The 20,641-nt window shown below is 56.3% G+C and carries 22 protein-coding genes, 1 tRNA gene and 2 rRNA genes; 7 read left to right on the forward strand and 18 right to left on the reverse strand.

The features are described 5' to 3' along the window. Positions 1-2: 2 nt before the first annotated feature. The 13 genes from HBUT_RS08645 to HBUT_RS08695 form a co-directional block, all read right to left on the reverse strand. Positions 3-545 carry a 50S ribosomal protein L16 gene (locus tag HBUT_RS08645; protein WP_011822785.1) on the reverse strand — a complete coding sequence of 181 codons (543 nt, stop codon included), beginning with the start codon at positions 543-545 and terminating at the stop codon, positions 3-5. A gap of 64 nt (positions 546-609) precedes the next feature. After that, a complete protein-coding gene (locus HBUT_RS09665; protein ID WP_153801441.1) occupies positions 610-750 on the reverse strand; it encodes a hypothetical protein in 141 nt (46 codons plus the stop codon). A 40-nt stretch (positions 751-790) separates the two neighbouring features. Next, positions 791-1,681: a THUMP domain-containing protein gene (locus HBUT_RS08650; RefSeq protein WP_011822786.1), complete on the reverse strand. Its 891-nt coding sequence runs from the start codon at positions 1,679-1,681 to the stop codon at positions 791-793. Beyond that, complete coding sequence (locus tag HBUT_RS08655) at positions 1,668-2,387, reverse strand: RNA methyltransferase (protein WP_011822787.1); 720 nt, start codon at positions 2,385-2,387, stop codon at positions 1,668-1,670. The genes HBUT_RS08650 and HBUT_RS08655 overlap by 14 nt, the downstream gene beginning before the upstream one ends. Next, positions 2,360-3,007, reverse strand: coding sequence for a methyltransferase (locus tag HBUT_RS08660; RefSeq protein ID WP_011822788.1), 648 nt, complete (start codon positions 3,005-3,007; stop codon positions 2,360-2,362). The genes HBUT_RS08655 and HBUT_RS08660 overlap by 28 nt, the downstream gene beginning before the upstream one ends. A 5-nt stretch (positions 3,008-3,012) precedes the next feature. Beyond that, complete coding sequence (rsmA, locus tag HBUT_RS08665; protein WP_011822789.1) at positions 3,013-3,768, reverse strand: 16S rRNA (adenine(1518)-N(6)/adenine(1519)-N(6))-dimethyltransferase RsmA; 756 nt, start codon at positions 3,766-3,768, stop codon at positions 3,013-3,015. A 9-nt stretch (positions 3,769-3,777) separates the two neighbouring features. Further along, the gene (locus HBUT_RS08670) at positions 3,778-4,497 is read right to left on the reverse strand and encodes a DUF655 domain-containing protein (RefSeq protein ID WP_011822790.1); all 720 of its coding nucleotides are present in this window, start codon (positions 4,495-4,497) and stop codon (positions 3,778-3,780) included. 107 nt (positions 4,498-4,604) lie between these two features. After that, on the reverse strand, positions 4,605-4,943 hold the full coding sequence (locus HBUT_RS08675; RefSeq protein ID WP_011822791.1) for a DNA-directed RNA polymerase subunit F: 339 nt from the start codon (positions 4,941-4,943) through the stop codon (positions 4,605-4,607). Positions 4,944-5,047: 104 nt separating this feature from the next. Next, positions 5,048-5,371, reverse strand: a complete 324-nt coding sequence (locus tag HBUT_RS08680; protein WP_011822792.1) for a 50S ribosomal protein L21e — start codon at positions 5,369-5,371, stop codon at positions 5,048-5,050. Positions 5,372-5,439: 68 nt separating this feature from the next. Next, a complete protein-coding gene (locus tag HBUT_RS08685) occupies positions 5,440-6,765 on the reverse strand; it encodes a tRNA pseudouridine(54/55) synthase Pus10 (RefSeq protein WP_011822793.1) in 1,326 nt (441 codons plus the stop codon). Beyond that, positions 6,749-7,204: an RNA methyltransferase gene (locus HBUT_RS09670; protein ID WP_153801442.1), complete on the reverse strand. Its 456-nt coding sequence runs from the start codon at positions 7,202-7,204 to the stop codon at positions 6,749-6,751. The genes HBUT_RS08685 and HBUT_RS09670 overlap by 17 nt, the downstream gene beginning before the upstream one ends. After that, the gene (locus tag HBUT_RS08690; protein WP_011822794.1) at positions 7,191-8,534 is read right to left on the reverse strand and encodes a signal recognition particle protein Srp54; all 1,344 of its coding nucleotides are present in this window, start codon (positions 8,532-8,534) and stop codon (positions 7,191-7,193) included. The genes HBUT_RS09670 and HBUT_RS08690 overlap by 14 nt, the downstream gene beginning before the upstream one ends. A gap of 172 nt (positions 8,535-8,706) precedes the next feature. Next, the gene (locus HBUT_RS08695; protein ID WP_011822795.1) at positions 8,707-9,117 is read right to left on the reverse strand and encodes a translation initiation factor IF-5A; all 411 of its coding nucleotides are present in this window, start codon (positions 9,115-9,117) and stop codon (positions 8,707-8,709) included. Positions 9,118-9,240: 123 nt separating this feature from the next. Between HBUT_RS08695 and HBUT_RS08700 the strand changes: the two genes are divergently transcribed. From HBUT_RS08700 to HBUT_RS10115, 4 genes are all read left to right on the forward strand, one after another. Further along, positions 9,241-9,318 (forward strand) — tRNA-Asp (locus HBUT_RS08700). 437 nt (positions 9,319-9,755) lie between these two features. Further along, positions 9,756-10,358 (forward strand): hypothetical protein, encoded by a 603-nt coding sequence (locus tag HBUT_RS08705; RefSeq protein ID WP_153801443.1) that lies wholly within the window; start codon positions 9,756-9,758, stop codon positions 10,356-10,358. 99 nt (positions 10,359-10,457) lie between these two features. Then, positions 10,458-10,739, forward strand: coding sequence for a hypothetical protein (locus HBUT_RS08710; RefSeq protein ID WP_048061596.1), 282 nt, complete (start codon positions 10,458-10,460; stop codon positions 10,737-10,739). Further along, the gene (locus tag HBUT_RS10115; RefSeq protein ID WP_011822797.1) at positions 10,724-11,116 is read left to right on the forward strand and encodes a hypothetical protein; all 393 of its coding nucleotides are present in this window, start codon (positions 10,724-10,726) and stop codon (positions 11,114-11,116) included. Before HBUT_RS08710 ends, HBUT_RS10115 begins: the two co-directional genes overlap by 16 nt. 231 nt (positions 11,117-11,347) lie before the next feature. Here HBUT_RS10115 and HBUT_RS08720 read toward each other — a convergent pair whose 3' ends face one another. Then, entirely contained in the window at positions 11,348-11,716 is a 369-nt protein-coding gene (locus tag HBUT_RS08720; protein WP_011822798.1) for a roadblock/LC7 domain-containing protein, read from the reverse strand. A gap of 180 nt (positions 11,717-11,896) precedes the next feature. Beyond that, the gene (locus HBUT_RS08725) at positions 11,897-12,664 is read right to left on the reverse strand and encodes a sulfite exporter TauE/SafE family protein (protein ID WP_011822799.1); all 768 of its coding nucleotides are present in this window, start codon (positions 12,662-12,664) and stop codon (positions 11,897-11,899) included. A gap of 94 nt (positions 12,665-12,758) precedes the next feature. On the opposite strand from HBUT_RS08725, the gene HBUT_RS08730 reads away from it, so the two are divergent. After that, on the forward strand, positions 12,759-13,568 hold the full coding sequence (locus tag HBUT_RS08730; RefSeq protein WP_011822800.1) for a carbon-nitrogen hydrolase family protein: 810 nt from the start codon (positions 12,759-12,761) through the stop codon (positions 13,566-13,568). On the opposite strand, the gene HBUT_RS08735 is transcribed toward HBUT_RS08730, so the two are convergent. The 3 genes from HBUT_RS08735 to HBUT_RS08745 all read right to left on the reverse strand — a co-directional run bounded on the left by HBUT_RS08735 (position 13,565) and on the right by HBUT_RS08745 (position 18,848). Continuing rightward, positions 13,565-13,882, reverse strand: coding sequence for a nucleoside triphosphate pyrophosphohydrolase (locus HBUT_RS08735; protein WP_048061597.1), 318 nt, complete (start codon positions 13,880-13,882; stop codon positions 13,565-13,567). The two genes, HBUT_RS08730 and HBUT_RS08735, sit on opposite strands and share 4 nt — an antisense overlap. A 215-nt stretch (positions 13,883-14,097) precedes the next feature. Further along, a 23S ribosomal RNA gene (locus HBUT_RS08740) occupies positions 14,098-17,207 on the reverse strand. A 134-nt stretch (positions 17,208-17,341) separates the two neighbouring features. Further along, a 16S ribosomal RNA gene (locus HBUT_RS08745) occupies positions 17,342-18,848 on the reverse strand. Together the 16S and 23S rRNA genes form the textbook arrangement of a ribosomal RNA operon. Before the next feature lie 419 nt (positions 18,849-19,267). Between HBUT_RS08745 and HBUT_RS08750 the strand changes: the two genes are divergently transcribed. After that, on the forward strand, positions 19,268-20,035 hold the full coding sequence (locus HBUT_RS08750) for a hypothetical protein (protein ID WP_048061598.1): 768 nt from the start codon (positions 19,268-19,270) through the stop codon (positions 20,033-20,035). Further along, complete coding sequence (locus tag HBUT_RS08755) at positions 20,023-20,430, forward strand: hypothetical protein (protein ID WP_048061599.1); 408 nt, start codon at positions 20,023-20,025, stop codon at positions 20,428-20,430. The genes HBUT_RS08750 and HBUT_RS08755 overlap by 13 nt, the downstream gene beginning before the upstream one ends. Positions 20,431-20,641: the final 211 nt, after the last annotated feature.

A 20,641-nucleotide genomic window follows, 5' to 3' on the forward strand; every position in this document is an offset into this window, starting at 1 on the left:
TGTTATGCAGCCGCCTTAGCCTCCTCCTTTAACGGTATGACACGGATACGGGATGGTAGTGGAAGCTTTGAGGCGCCACGCCTTAGTGCCTCCTTTGCATGGTCTAAGTGTTCCTTCTTGACCCGCACCTCTAGCACAGCCTGGCCGGGATAGACTCTTGCAGCTGTGCCAACAGGCTTGCCAAAGGCCTGCCTCATACCCTCCTGTAGACGGTCAGCACCAGCGAACGCCATCATCTTGTTCTCGCGCAACACATGGTGGGGGTACACCCTGACCCTGAAGAAGTAGTTCTGGTCGCCAATCGTTGTTGAGAGATACTTGTGCACAGCTACACGTGCCGCCTCCAGCGCGTTATGCCTTATCTGACCGCGTTCGGTGACATAGACTTCTACTATATAGTCATAGTCGCCATGCGGATTGCCCATGACGAACTTCTGTATTTTTGGCGGTGGCACACCATGTATATACTCCTTTCTAGTGTATGGAGGCCCTGAGAATGCCTTCGACCTTCTCTTGGTGTAGCAGCGTGCTGGCTTCTGCGGCATAGGCTACGCCACCCCATGAGAGCCGTTTGTGTATCCTGGTAGGGTTAAATGCTATACGCGCCCCCTAGGGCCTTGCAACTATTATGAAGGGGTATAGGTTTCCGTGAGCAACCCTCCTCTTATGCGTTACCCTCCAGCCGTACTCGCCCAGTAGCTTCTCGACAAAGCCATGCTCGGTGGTTATCAGTGTCATGGACTTCTGCACAACCTCCACAGCCTCCCCTATAAACCTGGCATAGAGCCCCCTAACCTCCCTCGGGCTGCCGAGCTCTTATCCCGTAGGGCGGGTTAGAGACAAGCACATCAACAGACGATACATACCTCCGCAGCTTGGTCGCATCGCCGACGATAAACTCTATCCTCTTCTCAACCATTGCTGCCCTAGCATTTAGTACTGCGCCCTCGATATGTCTTCTACTCTTATCCATACATATGATTCTTGAGTCTTCGAAGATGTATGCCGCCTCTATAGCTATGGTTCCCCCACCACACATGGGGTCCATCACGGTATCGCCATCAGCTGCACCGGAGAGGAGAAGCATTGCATAGGCTAGTGTTGGCTTCAACGCTGCCGGGTGGTCGTATATCCTGTAGCCTCTGCGGTGCCAGGATAGTTCGCCGCCAATATCTATACCAACCATGATATTGTCCTCTATAACCTCGACAGCAACCACCACTGCTGGATAGTCCAGGTCAACTGGCGGTCTCACACCATACCTGCTTTTCACAGCGTCTATCACGGCATCGCCTGCAACCCTTGCTATGTCTAGTGATGTGTACTCGTGCGTGCCTGCTCTTTCAGCCCTTACTGCAAAGCTTGTCCACGGCGTAACGTAGAAGTCAACCCCACTACCTTTAACTATCTCGTAGACCTTCTCTAGACAGCTCCGTGCCGGGCAAACATTGGATTCTGCGAGCACTATCACAGCGCGGTGTATGGATCTCATCTCCTCGACGAATTCTAGCATATCCTCATCTACTTCCACGTATAGCCTGCCAAAGCCGTCTCTAGCCTCTAGGAGCCTAGCTGAGATCTTGGCTTCTGCTTCGTGTGCAGCGATATCCTCTATACCCGGATTGGTTGTGAGTAGTAGCTTAACCAATGCTGCAGCTCCCTCATGCCTAGCACGCTTCAAGCCGCTTTCTCAGCTTCTTAGCAAAATAGTATAGCATTGATGCCTCTCCACCCGTAATACTGCAGCGCCACAGTATGTGCTTAAGTGCCGCCTTGACCTGGCTAACTCTCTCCCTGTCGACGAGCTTCTCGGCGAGCCATGATAGGTGCTCGTATATTCGTTCCAGTGTCTCGCCGCGGGCTGGCTCGTGAAGTTGTTTTTCTCCGCGCCGCGTGTTGTAGAGTTCGTAGAGGAGTATTGCTACTGCGTGGCTTAGGTTTAGGACGGGATAGTTTGGGTTAGCTGGTATGTGGACTAGAAGGTGGCATTTTGCCAGTTCATCCCTTGTTAGTCCTACACTTTCCCTCCCAAACACGACTGCAACACTCTCATAGCGTGGCGCTATCTCCTCGGCGAACTCGCGGGGGGTGACAGCGTGGCGAAGCACATCCGACGCCTGGCCTATCTTTGCACTCGTACATACCGCTAGATCCACACCCTTCAACGCCTCTTCAAGACTATCAACCACTATTACACGATCCAGCATGTAGACTCCATTGGCGGCAAATCGCCTAGCCTCACTGCTTTCAGGGCTCGCAACCGGCGATACAAGGTAGAACTCGTCTATTGCAAAGTTGGCAGCAAGCCTAGCTATAAAGCCTAGGTTAATCTCGCCCTCAACACCGACAACTACCAGCCTCACCCTTGGCGGGCCAAGACTCTGCAAGCCCTAACACCCACTATGTCCTCGAAGAAGAAGTGTATTTTGTATCTCTCAACACCAAACCCCCTATCCCTAAGCTTTCCAACCAACTCCCTATCATCACCGCTAAGCGACGAGTATACCAGTATGATGCAGCTCGCCCATTCCCCAGCAATATCCACAATCCTCTGCGCTTCACGTAGACCCCCACTCCATGCAAGACCCAATAGTTCATCGTACTCTTCTACGGGTAGGTACGGCGTATTATAGACGGCTAGTGTTCTCGTCCCTAGCCGCCGGATACACGTAGCATTATCACACTGGACTATGTCAACATACGCGCTGAGGCCTAGTCTCTCAGTATTAGTCTTTGCACAATATGTCGCACAAGGATTAACGTCTATGAGCACCGTATAGGTTTTAGTTTTCGCTGCAGTATATACTCCAAGTACGCCTGTACCACAGCCAACATCCAGAACAATACTATACCCGTTGCTTACAAGCGTCTTCTCTAGAATGTCTAGGGCTAGCCAGGTATCCTCAGCAGGCTCATACACATTCTCGCAGCATGAGAGAACAAGGTCCCCGAGCGGTGGGCAGTTACTTGTGACTCGGAGCTGGCAGCTATAGCCGGGCCTTATCACGGCTCCTACCCATTCTGGGAGTCCAGCAGCTGGATAAACTTCTCCGGCTCCAGCTGATAGACTCTTATATCTCTGCCAACAAGACCCTCAATTTTACTTAGCTCGATTCCAATGCATTTAGCTGCGACCTTTGCAGCTCTCTTATTCCTCTCTGAGAACATGCACTTGGTAAGCTCCTCAACCCTCCTCAACATATCTGGGCTGGGGGCGTCAGGCCTGGGTACTAGCTCAACTATTCTCGAGTACACCTTTGGCCTAGGCCTGAAAGCTGATGGAGGTACCACTGGGCCTGGCTTAACATCGTAGACGAGCCTCACGAGAACCGTTATCCTGCCATAGCTTGCTGTGCCCGGCTTTGCAGCCAGCCGATCAACAACCTCTCGCTGGAGAAGCAGCAGTGCCGGTTTCCTAGCCTCGACAACTAGTAGCGAGAGCAGCGGCCCCGTGATGTTGTAGGGTATACTTCCATAAACTGCATCCACACCTCCCAGTCTTAGCGGAGGCTCCACAGCATCAGCTATGACGGGCATGAACCCTGTAAAGTAAAAGCTTATTGAGGCAAGCTCGCCTACGAGCCGCAAATCAAGCTCTAGGCCGGCTATCTCGACGCTACAGCTACGCAGGATCGTCGAGGTAAGAAATCCCTGGCCAACACCTACCTCAAGTAGCCTCCGAAACCTACAAGCCCAGCCAGCAAAGATTCTCGCAACCCACCTTGCAACGAGGAAGTGTTGCCCAAGTTCGCGCCTAGCTCTTAACACTTCTCAGCCCTAGCCCCCGCCACTACTCTCGCTTCCGAAGAGCCGCTTATAGATTAGTGCGAGGTAGTTTAGGAAGATGGGTCTAGACTCAATGCTTTGCAGTTCTCTACGGGGAGGCTCTATGAAGAGGTAGTAGCGCTGCCCACCCCTTAACTCCTCAACTATTCTCTCAACAAGGATCTTGACTGGGTCTATACCAACCCTGCTAGCTATATCCTCAAAGTCCTTGAAAGGCTCTTTCTCGCGCTGCTCAAGGATTCGGAGTACAGTCTTCTTGCCGACGCTGGGTAGTAGCTCCAGACTGTGAAACCTAAGCGTTATCGGACCAGCAATGTTGAAGAATTCTACAAATATCTGCTCTCGGTTCCGTACAATCTGCTCTACAATACTCGGCAACATACTTTTAGCAAGGCTTGTGAGGTCGTCATATTCTATCCTGTGTAGATCCATGTGCCTACGCTTCCTGACTCTATCATAATGCTCGGCGACTACATCCTTAAGGCTTACCCTCTCACCAACCTCGAGGCTGAACTCAGGCTTCACCGAGGCATCAAAGAGCACGAAGAAGTTCTCACCGATAAGCTGAGCTACGGGTCTATTCTTATGCCACGGATGCCTATCCACCGGGTTGCCTACAGGCATAAAGTCAAGTACATATGCATAGTCTTCGCGTGGCCTAAACTCGCGGTGTCTCGCATCCCTCCTGCCAGCCCTACCGTAAGGTGCCATTCTCCTAGACCCTCTCCACAATACTAGATGCCAGCTAGTAGCCGGTACACCCAGAAACTAAGAGAGCAAGACGTGAAGGATTTAAAGAGAATGCCTTAGCTGGACGCTTAGCTCTCAACCGGGCAGTATTCCTTCAAAACCTCTAGGGCCTTAGCTATTTTCTCCTCCTCATACCCACCATCAATGTCGCCAAGAATGGCCTTCGCCTCCTCAACATCGACAGGCACGATGTTTACAAGGATTGCAGCCGCAAATTCTGTAAAGCCTATCTCAACTATGCGGCGAAAGGCTTCCTCTGCATTATCGGGGTCGCACTTCGAGAACTTTGCCAGGTAATCGTAGGCACGTGCAACAACAGGATTCTCCTCCACGAGCCGCCGGTGCTGCTCTAGTATCTTTTTAGCAACGGGGAGAGGCACATATCTCGACTCAACTATTTCGACCAAGACTAGCACCCTACAGCTTCACGTCTTAACAACTCTAACCGTATTGCATGGGAGGGATAAAATGCAGATACAGCTGATATCGCGTAGCTGCACGCTCCTAGGGGTTACTCACGCTTTGGAGGTGTTAAAGCCTCCGGCGGTACTGGGCGCAGATGCTCGGGTCTCACGAAGAGTATCTTAGTCTTACCGCCCACCCTAACCTCGACAATGTATGCCTTTCCACGCTTACCGATTACTGTTCCAACCTTGCCATGATATCTTTTGTGCGGCATACCCTTCATAACTGATGGATTTATGATTATGTAGACTTTGTCGCCCGGCTTGTACTCGTACATTAGTAGGCTTAGTGGTGGTACTGCACCACGCTCACGTATGTGCTTCTTTAGCACCTTCCTAGTACGGTGCCTAAAGCCTTTGGACGGCTTCACTGTTCTCCCCCGACGCCCCGCATCTATAACTAGCTAAAATAGGCTTAGCTTCCATGACGGAGTGACTCCTAGCTAAAGACTCCGAGGACGTCCAGCTCGGCACAGTATGCACGTGCCGAGAAGTACTCGGCGAAGCTCGGCCTGGTATCGCCTCCATCACCGCTCACAAGCTCCTTTATGTACAGCCCTCCCTCAGCATGGATTATTGCCTCAAACACGTTATCCGCTAGCTGCCTAGTCTTAACGCTGAAGACTATCTTCTCGCGGACCACGTCAGGCCGCCGGTGTCTAACCCTCCGCGGGGTACGCTGCATTATGGACCTCATGTGGAATGCTTCCTCAAGCCCCTTCAGCTCATCCTCGGAAATTGGCCGCTCGACAACTACAAGTGCCTTGTAGAGCTTGGCGCGGTGCTGTGTTTCACCCTTTATCGAGGCGACGTCGCTGCGTCTCGCCTCAGATAAGAGCTTGTACTCGACAAGGCCTGCAGCATAGCTGTTAGCTTCAACCTCGGCTACTGCAAGACCTGAGATCCTCTTCCTAGGCCGTTTAGCTTCAACTATGAATGGCCGCCCTGTCCCCAGCATGCGTGCATCTGCATCCTCCCGGCCGGAAGCATGTATCACTATGTTGTCTGCTTCGAACACCTCAGCCAGTATAAACAAACCATCCTCCACGCTGAAGGGATAGCGGCGCTCTCCCCTCCTGGTAACCCATGCTGACTGCGAGACGCGGCGCGCTAGCTTCCAATACCATCCCCTCAGGAGGAGCGGCATAACTTGTAGCTCAACTCTGCCTTCAGGAACGTGAACTAGAACCACTACATCAGGCTTCTCAAAGTCCGGCTTAACGCCTATGAGCTGCTGCAGTTTCTTGCCAACCTCTCTCTTAACCTCTGAGCCTATGGACTCGGCATACTCTAGACTGAATCTCCTCTTAACCTCGTCCTCCCTAAACCGAACCTCATCGTTCACCCGGGCAGCAACAATAAACCCACGAAACTCCAGTCCTTCAAGCATATGCCTTGCACGTTTAACAGCAAGACTGATCATCTCTTGCAGCCGCGACTCGCAAATATAGCAGCGATTAGGAACCAGCTTTTCCCCGAAAACCTCTTCATACAATTTTGCTGCTAGCTCACCTATATTTGGCGCAAGCCTTCTCAACTGCTCACGTGCCCCGGCATCGCCTTCGCGTATACGTGCATGCAGCGACATTACAAGCAGAGTCTTTAGGGCCCTTCCACGCTCTTCATTACTGAAACCTCTACCCAGGAGACCAAACATTCTACCGAGGCAACTGTCACAAAGAGGAATCTCCTCTAGGAGCCTCAAAGCTTTGCTAGCAATACCAGTTATTACTGCCTCAACGCCGTCGCTATGTACACCAGTCATCATACACTACCATGACTGCAGATGCTAGCCACCAGGCATTAAATCTAAGCCCCTCTACAGGCTCCAACGATATGCAAGTTGGACATTTCCTTTGCGAGAGAAACACCTCAACAGACACGCATTCTTCACAGTGATTAGTGGGCATTTCAATTCTAGATATACTAGTGCCAGGCCATCTTCCCTCGCCCAACAACCTCTTCATAATGCCTGTAACTGTTCTCTCATCCATTCTAAACCCTTTAACTCTAGATCCGCTAGCTCGTAATCTATACCAGAGACACCTTGAGCCGATAGGGACTCCAAATACTACGTCTGCACATGCATAGCGACGGATGTTATTGGATAGGAGTAGGGAGGCAGCAACAACAAGCCCTGCAACTAGCGGCGAATCTTTTCCGCAGCCAGCATTATAACATATCGTTACCTTACACTCCTCCAAGCCTAGCAAACCTCTCTAACAAATCTTTCCTCTTCTTGAGCTGTCTCATCATCTTCTTGACTGACTTGTAGTAGTTGTATAGCTCTCTAACCTCGCTAGGCTCGACGCCAGCACCAACTGCTATCCTCTTGACTCTACTCCTTTCCTCTAATAGGTTGGGGTTATCAAGCTCTTCATAGGTCATAGAGTTCATTATTGTGAGCCACTTCTTGACCTTCTCCTCGCTAAGCCTTGCAGCTTCGTCAAGGCTCTCAAGCATAGTCGATATACCGGGTATCATTTGTAGTATTTTCCGGAATGGACCAAGCTTAGTAACTTGCTGCAACTGCTTATAGATTGTTCTAAACGTTATCTTACCGGACATCATCTCGGCAACGGTCTTCTCAAATTCTTCAACACCCCTAAGTCTCTCAATCTTCTCTAGTAGTGACTCTAGATCACCCATGCCAAGAAGTCTCGCTACAAACCTCTTGGGTCTAAACACCTCGATCTCATCAATGTCCTCGCCTGTACCGATGAATTTTATCCGAGCACCCGTAGCCGCTACAGCTGACAGCGCACCGCCACCCTTTGCTGTACCATCCATCTTTGTCACTATGATGCTACCTACGGGTGTGGCTTCATGGAATCTCTTAGCCAAGTCGTAGCTCTTCTGTCCCATGGCAGCGTCAATAACAAGTACGACCTCATCGGGCTTAATTGCTTCTGCAATACGCTTCATCTCATCTAACAGAGCTTCCTCCTCGCCGTAGCCGTGGCGGCCAGCAGTATCGACGATTACTATGTCTGCGCCACGCTGCTTGAGCTCCTCAACCCCCCTTCGGGCGATGCCAACTGGATCCTTAGAGCCGGGCTCACCGTAGAACATTGCACCAGCCCTATCGGCCAGCTGTTTAAGTTGCTCGTAGGCGCCGGGACGGTAGGTATCTGCAGCAACAACACCTACACGGTAGCCCATGCCACGATAGAACTTTGCTAGCTTGCCGACAGTTGTGGTCTTACCGCTACCCTGCACACCAACCATCATGATTACATAGGGTGTATAGGGCGGCTTAACCTCTGGCTCATACTCGCCGCCAAATAGTTTCACAAGCTCATCATAGGTGAGCTTAACTAGCCATTCCCTCCTACTAAGGCCGGGCGGGGGCTGCTCCTTCAGAGCCCGCTCGCGAATACGCTTGGTGAGGTTGAAGACGAGCCTCACATTGACATCAGCTGAGATGAGGGCCCTCTGAAGGTCACGGATGAATTCATTTACAATGTTCTCGTAGGGCCCACTACGCTTTAACAGTTTGCTGACAGCCCTGCGGATATCGTCAAGCCCAGGCATTTACAGCCCCATAAGACACTGGGAAACATGGAACTAGCCCTAATAACGCCAGTGGACCAGGCTACACAAGAATAGCGAATAACACAAGAATAAGTATGGACTAACACATGCAATAGGAAATTATAAATCTAGCTAAAACAACAAAAATATTGAAGAAGCCTCCAAACCATGGTTAGCTCTTTGGCGCGCCTCTGACTCGAGTAATCATATAGCGGCCCATAACTACCCAGTATTCAACCTCAACGCCCGGCTGAAGCTTCGACTTGAGATCCTCGTCCTTGGGCTTCTCAACCTCGAAGGTCTCATAGGTCTCCATATCCATTATCTGAACCATATCACCCATATCAGCTATAACCTGGCCAATCCTCTTATCGATAATCGGCACCTCAACACGTGCATCAACTGGCGCAGTCAACGTTTTCTTGTTCCCCGAGAAGAGGCAAACCGCCACCACGTGGGCCTTAGCACTACCATGCTTACCAGTCTTAGCCTTACTCATCTCCACGATACGACAAGGCTCACCATCGATCACAATGTAGCTGCCAACCTTTAGTTCGCCCAGAGTCGCATACGTCACACTCACAGCGCCCACCCAGTCCACGCCGCAGACCACAAAACCCTACTTATAAGTTAGGCCCAAGCACCCCATAAATAAAGACACAAAACTATTAAACCCCGCCCTGCAAAGGTAACGAGACAACATGGTGCCGCGGTAGTATAGCCTGGCCCAGTATGCGGGCCTGTCAAGCCCGTGACCCGGGTTCAAATCCCGGCCGCGGCGCCAATCTCCTCCTCTCCACTACATGGCATGAACAGAATACCATTACCCAACATCTACTCGGGGGTCTGAAATATCGGAAACTATGCTCCCATCTAATCCGCTTCCACCACCGTTGACAAGAGAGTGTGGAAAGGAGTAGACGTATCTAGAATATCCATGATAGAGAGTTGGAAGCTGTGCTTCTTCCATCCCGTATAACGCTTCACTTCCATCACATTTATTTTAAGTAGGTTAAGCTTACTAACTGCCATGGGGCGGTGGACCAGACTTAGGGTTTAAAGCACGCTATTCTCGCTGTTACGATTGTCGTGCTCCTATCGGCCTCAGTTCCTGCCATAGCGTCAAATCCAAGCAGCCATGTCTATGGGCCTAGGGTATTACATGGAGAAGTTCAGGGCGAGGGGTTTACCTTCAATTATACGCTTATAGCTGAGCCTCTCGTGGAGGGCCAGAATACACTGATACTACTGCTATACTCTTTCGCCTCTAGCCCTGAGGTTTCATCAGCCTCTCTATGGTCTCATAGGCTCATAGAGTCCTCCAGTGTTGCTTACCACCCTGAGAGAATATCCAGGAGCCTCAGCACACCCATGGACCATGGCGCCATCATAGTTAACGTTACAGCCACTAACGCCAGGCCCGGAGAGATGGTGAACCTAACACTCAGTCTTGTGCTCAAGGTAGACTATGCCGGGGGAGAACGCTACCGCAGTAACTTAAGCTTGCCGCTCGAGTTATGGGTTCTCTCTGTCGAGGGCGGGATCCCGAAGGCCCTATCATATGGCGTGGCGTCATCGCTCATTGTGGTGGCCACGTCTCCGATACTGGCATTCCTCTACATTAGGGGTAGTAGGAGGGCAATATTCCTCATACTAGCTCTCGTAGCTGTTATCGTCCTCGCTTCGCTAAAGCCCGTGATCTACGGGTTTAGGAGTAGTAGCTGCACCAGTGACGGCTTTGTGCTTAGGTATTTGTGGACGAGCCCAGAGGGTGTCACGGGGGTCTTCTACGTATGGAGTGATGGAAGAGGACTATGTTCCTAAACCTCACTTATGGTACTGGAGGTTTACAGGAGGGTAGTGGCTGTCCCGCCCCTATCTGCTTGACAGGAGGCACTGAACTCCCTGGAGGTTCAGCTAGGGATGGAAGCTACTACTACCATAACGCGCTTAGAAAAAGCGATAATCTATAGCGTCAAGGAAAGAGAAGCCATATACGACTCTTGTGGCCACCTCTTCAGACTCTGTAGGAGAGTAGATAGCAAGGCATGGTTCTACATACTCAATGCTAGCCTGGGCTATGACCCACCCATGGAGCCAAGGTATTATGCCAAGCTCCTCCTAATCCCGCCCACCGTTTCAGCTATGCTCCCCCTGTTGGTCCTGTATAGGAGTGTTAGAGGGAAGACATGCCCGTCGACATAGTAGTTGAGGGCCTACATAAGTATTACGGGAGAATTCACGCTGTTAGGGGAGCTTCATTCACAGTGCCCAGAGGCTCTGTCTTCGGGCTACTTGGACCTAACGGAGCTGGGATGGGCGTCGTAGGCTACTACATAGCCTTAGGCGCCACAGCCGGGATAGTCCAGAGCGTAGTCGGAGGCAGAACAGGAGAGCTCATAGCAGAGCTCCTAGGGTACGCCGACTTCTCGTACCATGTTAGGGTAGTACTCCACAAATGGATCTACGGCAGCCTAGAAGCATTATCCGAGAGAATTCTAGCGCCAAGCTACCCACATCTCACTCTCAATGCTCGTGGGGATCCCACTCCTACTCTACACGATATCGCTATTACATCCTAGAAACATGGACCTAACATGAACAACGAACAAGAATAATGAATTATACCAAGGCGGTAACCCACAAGCCCATTTGCCAGAGGCCAACACGCCACTATACAACAACATTATCGTTACTGAGTATATTGTTGTTGCTGTTTTATTGATATAATGAGATATAGCTATAGCACTTAATACGCTAGAATAGCTACCATTAATGTGGGGTTAGGATTTAGAACTCGGCTGTATCGGTAGCTAGAATATCACCTTAAACATACGCTGGCTACGCTTTATCTCCATCCTAATTCTTCCGACAAGGGCTCTTTTATTGGCTACAACGGCTATGAGTTTTCCATCAGCTATCTCGGTTATGACTACTGAGCCGGTAGTGTACTCTATGGATAGCATATTTAGCTCTCCAAGTCTAAGCGTTTTCGATAGTTCTAGTGCTGTATTGTAGAGCTTGGCGATTACTTCAGCTATAACATTAATATTTATATTTACTGTGCCATTCTTAACTATGAAGTCCACAACCTTGCCATCGCTTTGCAGTACTATTGCTGCATTCACGCCGTTTATTGCCGTGATGTTTGAAAGCAATGCTTTTACTGGCGTTGTCGACAAATTCCCACACTCCGGCTTCGTTGAGTTGTTAGAGTATAGAGCCTTATTTATAACATTAATCACTAGTAGTGCTGCTAACTATTCAGTCATCAGTACAACCGTTTATCCCACACGGTTGTAGAGTAACTAATGGCTGTGAATAGGACGTTTCCCCGCTAAGCAATTACCTTGCTAAAAATGTTAGCCCTTACTCATAGCTTGTACAAGCATGTATAAGCCCATGGCAATATGGTAGGCAACAGCTATGCCTTGCAACGTTTTAACTCTAAGCTTGACAAGTATTCTTGACCCGATACTCGCTCCTGTATATGTACCGGCAAGGAGGGGTAGCGCTAGGAGAAAGTCTACCCTGCCGGCTATAAAGTGACCTATAACTCCTACCGCTGCTGTGATTCCGACCATGAGCTTGCTTGTTGCAACAGCGTGTTTGAGCCCAAGGCCGAGAATGAAGACTAGAACGGGGACCTTGAACACACCTCCACCTATGCCAAGAGTCGCCGATGCAAATCCAGCCATTAGCGCTACAATCCACGAGGCTATAAGCCTAACAATGCTACGCCTATAGGCCTCAATGGTTGAGCTGAGCTTCCTTCTTGTTGTGAGGAGGAGAAACCCTGAAACTATCAACACTATGCCGAGGAGACCGCGGAGAAACCCTTCGGTAAGCCTGCCAACAGCTATAACGCCAACTAGGGCTCCAAGCCCCGATGCTGTCTCGAGGAAAACAGCCAACATGACGTCAACAAGGCCTCGGCGGAACAGCCTACGGATACCACCCAGGCTCGTCCCAAGGATTGCCACGAGGCTAGCAGGTGCAGCAACTTTTACCGGGACGCCGAGAAGAACCAGGGCAGGCACCATTATGGCGCCGCCGCCTATACCTAGCAGTGTACCAACAAACCCCGCCACAACACCTACAAGAGGCACCGCCAGAACTGCTACATCCAAAGCCCAAGCTTCACCGTAAACAGCTGCTCTAGCGGGAGAAATTTACGCATACCGAGCCCCGGGAAGACATACACATGGCTGAGGGCGGCACGCATTGCAAACACTCACCATAGCCCTACTACAGTTTGGCGCTACACACTCGAAAGAAGAGAGCCTCGAGAGGATAAGAAAGCTCATTTCGCGCTACGAGAGAATAGTCTCCGAGGCGGATCTCCTACTAGTCCCCGAGTACTCCATGGCAGACCCTACAGGCCAGCCACCCGAGGCGATAGCAGCTATAGCAGAGCCCCTCGAAGGGCCCTGGATAGGCTTCTTTGCCAGGCTCGCGAGAGAGTACAGCGTCCACGTGGTTGCAACACTCTACGAGAAAAGCAAGGCCGGAGGAAAACCATACAATACCGCGGCGCTGATCGCGCCTACTGGCGAGCTCCTAGCAGTATACCGTAAGATACACCTCTTTGACGCCTATGGCTACCGAGAGTCGGACTATTTTATGCCAGGCGCAGAACCAGCAAAACTGGCAACCATCAAGGGATTTCGCATAGCTCTAGCGGTATGCTTCGACCTACGCTTCCCAGAGCTATTCAGGACATATGCCCTGCAGGGAGCGGAGCTAGTAGCAGTCCCAGCAGCATGGTACCGGGGCCCCGCAAAGGAGGACCAGCTCCGAATAATCGCTGCGGCAAGGGCGCACGAAAACACAATGTACATAGCGGTAGCCTCACAGTACAATAGCAACTTTACAGGTAGAAGCCTGGTAGCAGACCCCTACGGCCTCGTACTCCTCGATGCAGGCCGTGGAGAGAAGATAGTCCAGATAGAGGTAGATAGGGAATCCCTTGAGGAGGCGCGCAGACAACTCCCACTACTCAAGCTACGCAGGCCACACGCATACAAGCTCTAACAGCTATCACGGTCAGGCCACACGACAACATATCCACCGGAAAAACCTCCACGAACCCGCCTCTTCTCCTCAGCAGACCGTAGAACATACTCCAACCCATGACCCTTCAACCTAAGCCATTCGAGAAGAGCCTCAACAAGGTCAACAGCCTCGCCAACATCCCCTGACTCAGCAAGCTCGATAGCCTCCTCAACAATCTTAACTCTCAACAACGCCTCAAGCTGCTCGCCAGAAACCCTATAGACGAGAACACCCTCACGCCCAGAAAGCTCCTCACCAATGCGATCCCGTACAAGCTTCCAGCAAACCACCACACAACACCAGCCAAGCAAGAGAAGACAACAGAGCCACGGAAAGGAGCGAACACTCAACCACAGAACATGTACACAGCGCGCCATAGGAGTAACTATCAACACTCAGACGGGGGCCCAGGCCCCGCCACAACGCCCCAGGGTCCTAGGCCCCGGGCCCTGGACCCCTGGCGGGCCACGCAGCCCTATGACCAGCGTGGCCCGCCCCCGGGCGAGAAGCCCCACGGCATCCGGGCGATTGGGAGCGGCGGGCTGAACCCCTCGGGCCTAACGGCCCTCGGGGCTTACACCCCCGCCCCATCAACCCCGTCTTCTACGGGAGCCCGGGCCAGCCCGGGTGGCCCCGGGCTGGCGGCCGCCTCTTTTCGGGGAGGGGTTCCCGCTTAGATGCTTTCAGCGGTTACCCCCTACGGCGTGGCTACCCGGCGCTGCCCTGCCGGACAACCGGTACACTAGAGGCCGCGGCGCCCCGTTCCTCTCGTACTAGGGGCACCTTCCCCTCAGGCGGCCCACACCCCCCGCGGGTAGAGTCCGACCTGTCTCACGACGGTCTAAACCCAGCTCACGTTCCCCTTTAATGGGCGGGCAGCCCCACCCTTGGGGGCTGCTGCACCCCCAGGATGGGAAGAGCCGACATCGATGTAGCAAACCGCGGGGTCGATGGGAGCTCTCGCCCGCGACGACTCTGTTATCCCCGGGGTAACTTTTCTGTCATGCCCGGCCCCCACCGAGGGGGGCACGAGCGTTCGCTAGGCCGCGGTTTCCCGGCCGGACCCCCTGCTTTTAGGGGTCCGGTCAGGCCGGCTTTTGCCCTTGCACTCTACGGCGGAGCTCTGACCCGCCTGAGCCGACCTTTGGGCGCCCGTGTTACCTTTTCGCGGGCGTGCCGCCCAGCCAAACCGCCCACCTGGGGCTGTCCCCCCGGCTTCCCGCCGGGGGTAAGCCCCCCGGGCCTGGGTGGGTGGTGTTTCATTGGCGCCTCCCCACCCCCCGGAGAGGGTGGCTCATCGGCTCCCACCTACGCTACGCACCCAGGCCCGAAGGGCAACCCCAGGCTGCGGTAAAGCTCCACGGGGTCTTCTCGCCCTGCGGGGGGATGCCGGCCTGTGCACCGGCTCCGTGGGTTCACGGGGCCCCGGGCCAGGACAGTGGGGACCTCGTTGATCCATTCATGCGCGCCGGAACTTACCCGGCAAGGCATTTGGCTACCTTAAGAGAGTCAGAGTTACTCCCGGCCTTCAGCGGCGCTTCGCCGGGTTGAACCCCGGTTTCACGGACCGCCAGTGGCCAGGATTCGGCCCCCGTACACACCCTTTCGGGCTTGCGGGGACCTATGTTTTTATTAAACAGTCAGGCCCCCCTAGGCACTGCGACCCGCGGTCCAGGGGGTCTACCCCCAGACCGCGGGCACCCCTTCTCCCGAAGTTACGGGGCCAATTTGCCGAGTTCCCTGGCCCGGGTTGCCCCCCAGACGCCTGGGGCTTCTCACCCAGGGGCACCTGTGTCGGTTCTCGGTACGGGCGCGGGGGATCGTTCCCCGCCCCCTTTTCAAGGGCCCCCGGGATCGGCCGAAGGGGCCTAACGGCCCCCCATTCCCGCCTTCGGCCGGTTCTCGCCATTACGGCACTCCCCGGCCTTCAGCGGTTAGCCGGGTCGCGGCCCTTCGGCCGCCCCCGGTCGGCCTACCCGGAGGCGTCGGAGGCGGGGCTTGCGTTGCCGCACCTACCCCCGCGGCACGGGAATATTAACCCGTTTCCCTTTCCCGGGGTCCGTGTTACGGCCCCGGTTAGGGCCGGCTCACCCTCGGCCGACGACCGTTGCCGAGGAACCCTTGCCCTTTCCGGCGGAGGGGATTCTCACCCCTCTTCGCTGTTACTACCGCCGGGATCCGCACTCGGGGCGGCTCCAGCGGGCCTCACGGCCCGCCTTCTGCGCCGCCCCGACGCCCGCCTACCGGATGCGGGCCGCATAGCGGCCCGCCCCCGGGGTTTCGGCGGCCGGCTTAAGCCCCGACATATCTTCGGGGCCCTCGGCCTCGGCGGGTGAGCTGTTACGCACTCCTTAGAGGATGGCTGCTGTTAGGCCCACCTCCCCGCTGTCTGAGGCCGAGGACGCCCTTTCGTTGGCACTTAGCCGGCCCTTGGGGGCCTTAACCCCGGTCTGGGTTGTTCCCCTCTCGGCCCCCGGGCTTACCCCGGGGAGCCCCACTCCCGCCATCTACGGCGGCCGCGGGTTCGGAGTTTGATAGGGGGCCGGGGGCATTACGCCCCCTGCACCCCCAATCAGTGCTCTACCCCGCGGCCCGGCCTCCGGCGGGGCTGCCCTGCGAGGCACTTCGGCGGGAACCAGCTATCACCGGGCTAGATTGGCCTTTCACCCCTAGACGGGGGTCAGGGGAACGAATTGCACGTCAGAACCCCTTCGGGCCTCCACCGGGCTTTCGCCCGGCTTCACCCTGCCCCCGCCTAGATCGCCCGGTTTCTGGTCTCACGGCCGTGACTCCGGGCCCTTTCGGACCCCGCCCCTCGCCGGGGTGAACCCCCGGCTGCGGGCTCGTCGGTTTCCCTGCGCCTTCGGGGGTGAACCCCTTAGGCTCGCCACGGCCGTGAACTCCCCGGCCCGTGTTTCAAGACGGACGGGGCGACCCCGGTCCGCCCCCCTCGTACTCCCGGCTCGCGCCGGTTTCCTTCGGGGGGCCTCCTCCCTTTCGGGCCGCCCCGTGCTTAGCCGCCCGGTTTCAGGCTCTTTTCACCCCCCTTCCGGGGTGCTTTTCAGCGTTCCCTCACGGTACTAGTTCGCTATCGGTCTCGGGACGTATTTAGCCTTGGGAGTCGGTGACTCCCAGCTTCCCACGGCAGAACCAAGCCGTGGTACTCTGCCCCGCGGCGCGGGCCCCCCGGGTTTAGCCTACGGGGCTGTCACCCTCTACGGCGGGGCTTTCCAGCCCACTTCGGCTACCCGGGGTCGGCCCGCTGGGGCTCGAAGCCCCAGCCGCGGGGCCGCAACCCCTCATCCCTCCGCGGTTATCCCGCGGAGGATTGGTTTGGGCTCTCCCCCTTTCGGTCGCCCCTACTCAGGGGATCGCTGTTGCTTTCTTTTCCTCCCCCTACTAAGATGTTTCCGTTCGGGGGGTTCCCACTCGGTACTCCCGCGGGATAACCCGCGGTTTCCCGAGCGCCACGGGCTATTCGCCCGTGGCGGGAGGCCCCATTCGGGGATCCCGGGTTCCACGGCTGCCTGCGCCTACCCCGGGCATATCGCCGCTTGCCGCGCCCTTCGTCGGCGCCCGAGCCGAGCCATCCACCGGGCGGCGTCCGTGCCGTGAGACCCGCCCAGGGGCGGGGTCCAGGGCCCGGTCTGGCCGACCCTGGGGCGTGGCCACCCACCGGGCCCGCTAGGGCCCCGGGCGCCGGTGCAGCGGTGAACCGGGGTAGGCCCGGGCGCGGGCCCTCCTGCAGCCACAGGAGGTGATCCAGCCGCAGGTTCCCCTACGGCTACCTTGTTACGACTTCTCCCCCCTCGCGGGGGAGGGGTTCGACCCCACCCCCGGGGTTGCCCCCAGGGGCAGGGCCTCACCCCTCCCCCGCTCGGGTGGAGCGACGGGCGGTGTGTGCAAGGAGCAGGGACGTATTCACCGCGCGATGCTAACGCGCGGTTACTAGGGATTCCGCGTTCACGAGGGCGAGTTGCAGCCCTCGATCCCAACTGCGGCGGGGTTTAAGGGATTGCCTCCCCCTTTCGGGGTCGGATCCCGCTGTCCCCGCCATTGTAGCCCGCGTGCAGCCCGGGGGATTCGGGGCATGCTGACCTGCCGTGGCCCCCTCCTTCCTCCGCCTTGGACGGCGGCAGTCCCCCTAGTGTGCCCCCGGGGTGGCCCCCGGGGTAGCAACTAGGGGTGGGGGTCTCGCTCGTTGCCGGACTTAACCGGACACCTCACGGCACGAGCTGGCGACGGCCATGCACCTCCTCTCAGCGCGTCGGGCAAGGTCGTCAGCCTGGCCGTCATCCTGCTGTCGCCCCCGGTAAGATTCCCGGCGTTGACTCCAATTAAGCCGCAGGCTCCACCCCTTGTGGTGCTCCCCCGCCAATTCCTTTAAGTTTCAGCCTTGCGGCCGTACTCCCCAGGCGGCGGGCTTAACGGCTTCCCTGCGGCACTGGGCGGGCTCCAAGCCCGCCCAACACCTAGCCCGCATCGTTTACAGCCGGGACTACCCGGGTATCTAATCCGGTTTGCTCCCCCGGCTTTCGCCCCTCACCGTCGGGCGCGTTCCAGCCGAGCGCCTTCGCCACTGGTGGTCCTCCCGGGATTATCGGATTTCGCCCCTACCCCGGGAGTACCCTCGGCCTCTCCCGCCCCCTAGCCCGGTAGTATCCCCCCCACTCCCCGGGTTGAGCCCGGGGCTTTAGGGGGGGACTTACCGGGCCGGCTACGGGCGCTTTAGGCCCAGTAAGCATCCCGACCGCTCGCGGGGCTGGTATTACCGCGGCGGCTGACACCAGACTTGCCCCCCGCTTACTCCCCCGCCTTCTTACAGCGGGGAACAGCCGCCTTATCGGCGGCACTCGGGGTGACCCCGTCACGGTTGCCCGCATTGCGGAGGTTTCGCGCCTGGTGCGCCCCGTAGGGCCTGGGCCCTTGTCTCAGTGCCCATCTGGGGGGTCCCGCTCCCACGGCCCCTACCCGTTATCGGCTTGGCGGGCCGTTACCCCGCCAACTACCTGATGGGCCGCAGCCCCATCCTCGGGCGGCGCGCGGGGAAGCTCCGCGCGCCCTTTCGGCGAGGGACCCGTTCCAGGCCCCCTCGCCTATCGGGGATTAGCCCCAGTTTCCCGGGGTTATCCCCGTCCCGAGGGTAGGTTAGCCACGTGTTACTCAGCCGTCCGCCGCGCCCCCGCATCCGGGGGCGCACGACTCCCATGGCTTAGTCCCACCCCGATAGCGGTCGGGTCCGGCAGGATCAACCGGAGTCACGGCCGCAAGGCGGGCCCGTAGAACCGGGCCACCCCGGTGCCGCCCGCTGCTCCCGGCGCCCGGGTCTGCCCCGGGCCCGGTGGGCGGCGGGGCCTGGGCCCCCGTCGGGCCCAAGCGTCCCGGGGGTACATCCCCCGGGTTTGCTTGGGCCCCCAATTGTATCGATCATCGTGAGCTTGCGCCGCCCCGCGCCGGGTTCCTCCCGGGCAGGCGGCGCCGTGTTTGCTGGTTTGCTTCCCTCTACGGAATATAAGGCTTTCGTGTATCTTGGCTTGAATCTTTGGGCTGTAGTATTAGCCTTTCTCTTGGGGGTGTTACTCGCACACCCCGGGTTTGAATGGCTGGCTGCCTGTGTATTAGTGTCTTTTGCCTCCCTGGGGAGGGTTTGCCCTGGATGGCTGGTTCGGGTGTTGGGGTTGCCTGGGGCCGTGCTATATGCTATGGGGAGTCCGTTTCGCCGGCTGCCACGTGTAGAGTACGTGTATGGTGCTGCTAGTGGTGAGGGCTTGGATCCCGTTGCCGCATTGCTTGATGATAATGTGTTTGATAATATTGGGTTGGTGTTCGTGGCTGACATCTATTCTGTGTGGCCAGAGGTTGGCGTGTTCCCCCGGGCTACGGGTTATAGTGAGGTTGTTTCGGGGCTTGAGGGCTTCATGTCTAGGAGGTGTGGCATCCGTCTCTCTCCCCGACTCTGCCGGCGTATCGTGTACCGTGTTGTCCCGTGGCGTGGTGTTATGGGTGGTTGGAGGTTTACTGGCGGGCCCGGCGATGCCTTGGCCTACATGGTTTACGGTGCTGCGTCACTGGTTTCTAGTAGGCGTGTTGACCGTGTCTATGTCGTGCTCGGGGAGGATGAGCCTTCTGGGCTTGCATGGCTTGCTGTTTACGCTGGGCTTGTTGCTGCTGCGGCGGCTGGCGCTAGCCTCTCCATAGTAGCAGCTGAGCCTAGGCCGTTCCCGGCTAAGGGTGGTAGGGACAGGATTGAGCTTACCGAGGTCGAGTCTTATGGCTGGGAGACTGTTGTCCGGCTACTCATTGAGCGTGCAGCTGGCGTTGCGTCTGGGAGGCTGCTTGTGCCCCGCACTCCTAGGGTGGCAGGTACGGTTTCCGTGCTGGAGACTGGTTCCGCTATAGTCTTGCATCGCTGGGCTTCGCCTCTAGGGGATACGTGGTCCCCTTAATCTACAGCGCATGCAACGCTGGCGACCCCTTAGCTAAACTGTTTTCGGGTCTTGGAGAGGCTATCGAGGCTTACTCTGCTGCTAGCCAGCTGTCAAAGAAGCCTGTTGGTGGCACCCTAGTCCACCACCTCGGCTTCGAGCTGGGCGGGGTTGCTGGCTTCGCTGCCGGCGCCGCTGTCGAGGCTGCTGTGCTGCGCGTCACTGGCAACGTATGTGACCAGGTCTACAGCGACGGTGTTGACTCCTCTATTGTTGAGCGCGCTGCTAAGCTGCTAGGCTTCCCGGGCGATGCTACGCCCAGATCCTGCCTGGCGGCAAGTGCTGGCGGCGGGTTGAGGCTTATTGAGGGCTGCCTGCGCCGGCTCCGCGACTCAGTGCTAGGGGAGATCCGCTAGGGGTCTCGGGTCTTGGCGGGGGGCAGGGTTTACCACTATGCCGCCCTGCTGACTACCACGTTGCTCTGGGGCTCATCGTTTACAGCGATAAAGATTGTTATGGGTATGGTTAACGAGTATCGTTACACGTGGCTTCGGGCTGTCATTGCCGCTGCTGGGCTCGCCCCTTACGTGGCCTATCTCGCTGCTAGGCGCGGCCCGGGGGCTGTAG

Source organism: Hyperthermus butylicus DSM 5456, assembly GCF_000015145.1.
GTDB lineage: Archaea > Thermoproteota > Thermoprotei_A > Sulfolobales > Pyrodictiaceae > Hyperthermus > Hyperthermus butylicus.

What these genes read in the sequence shown, in the direction of transcription:
- HBUT_RS08670 (WP_011822790.1), bottom strand. Translation starts at nt 4,497, where the DNA reads ATGGCACCTTACGGTAGGGCTGGCAGGAGGGATGCGAGACACCGCGAG.
- HBUT_RS10115 (WP_011822797.1), top strand. Translation starts at nt 10,724, where the DNA reads ATGCCCGTCGACATAGTAGTTGAGGGCCTACATAAGTATTACGGGAGA.
- HBUT_RS08710 (WP_048061596.1), top strand. Translation starts at nt 10,458, where the DNA reads ATGGAAGCTACTACTACCATAACGCGCTTAGAAAAAGCGATAATCTAT.
- HBUT_RS08685 (WP_011822793.1), bottom strand. Translation starts at nt 6,765, where the DNA reads ATGACTGGTGTACATAGCGACGGCGTTGAGGCAGTAATAACTGGTATT.
- HBUT_RS08690 (WP_011822794.1), bottom strand. Translation starts at nt 8,534, where the DNA reads ATGCCTGGGCTTGACGATATCCGCAGGGCTGTCAGCAAACTGTTAAAG.
- HBUT_RS08645 (WP_011822785.1), bottom strand. Translation starts at nt 545, where the DNA reads ATGCCGCAGAAGCCAGCACGCTGCTACACCAAGAGAAGGTCGAAGGCA.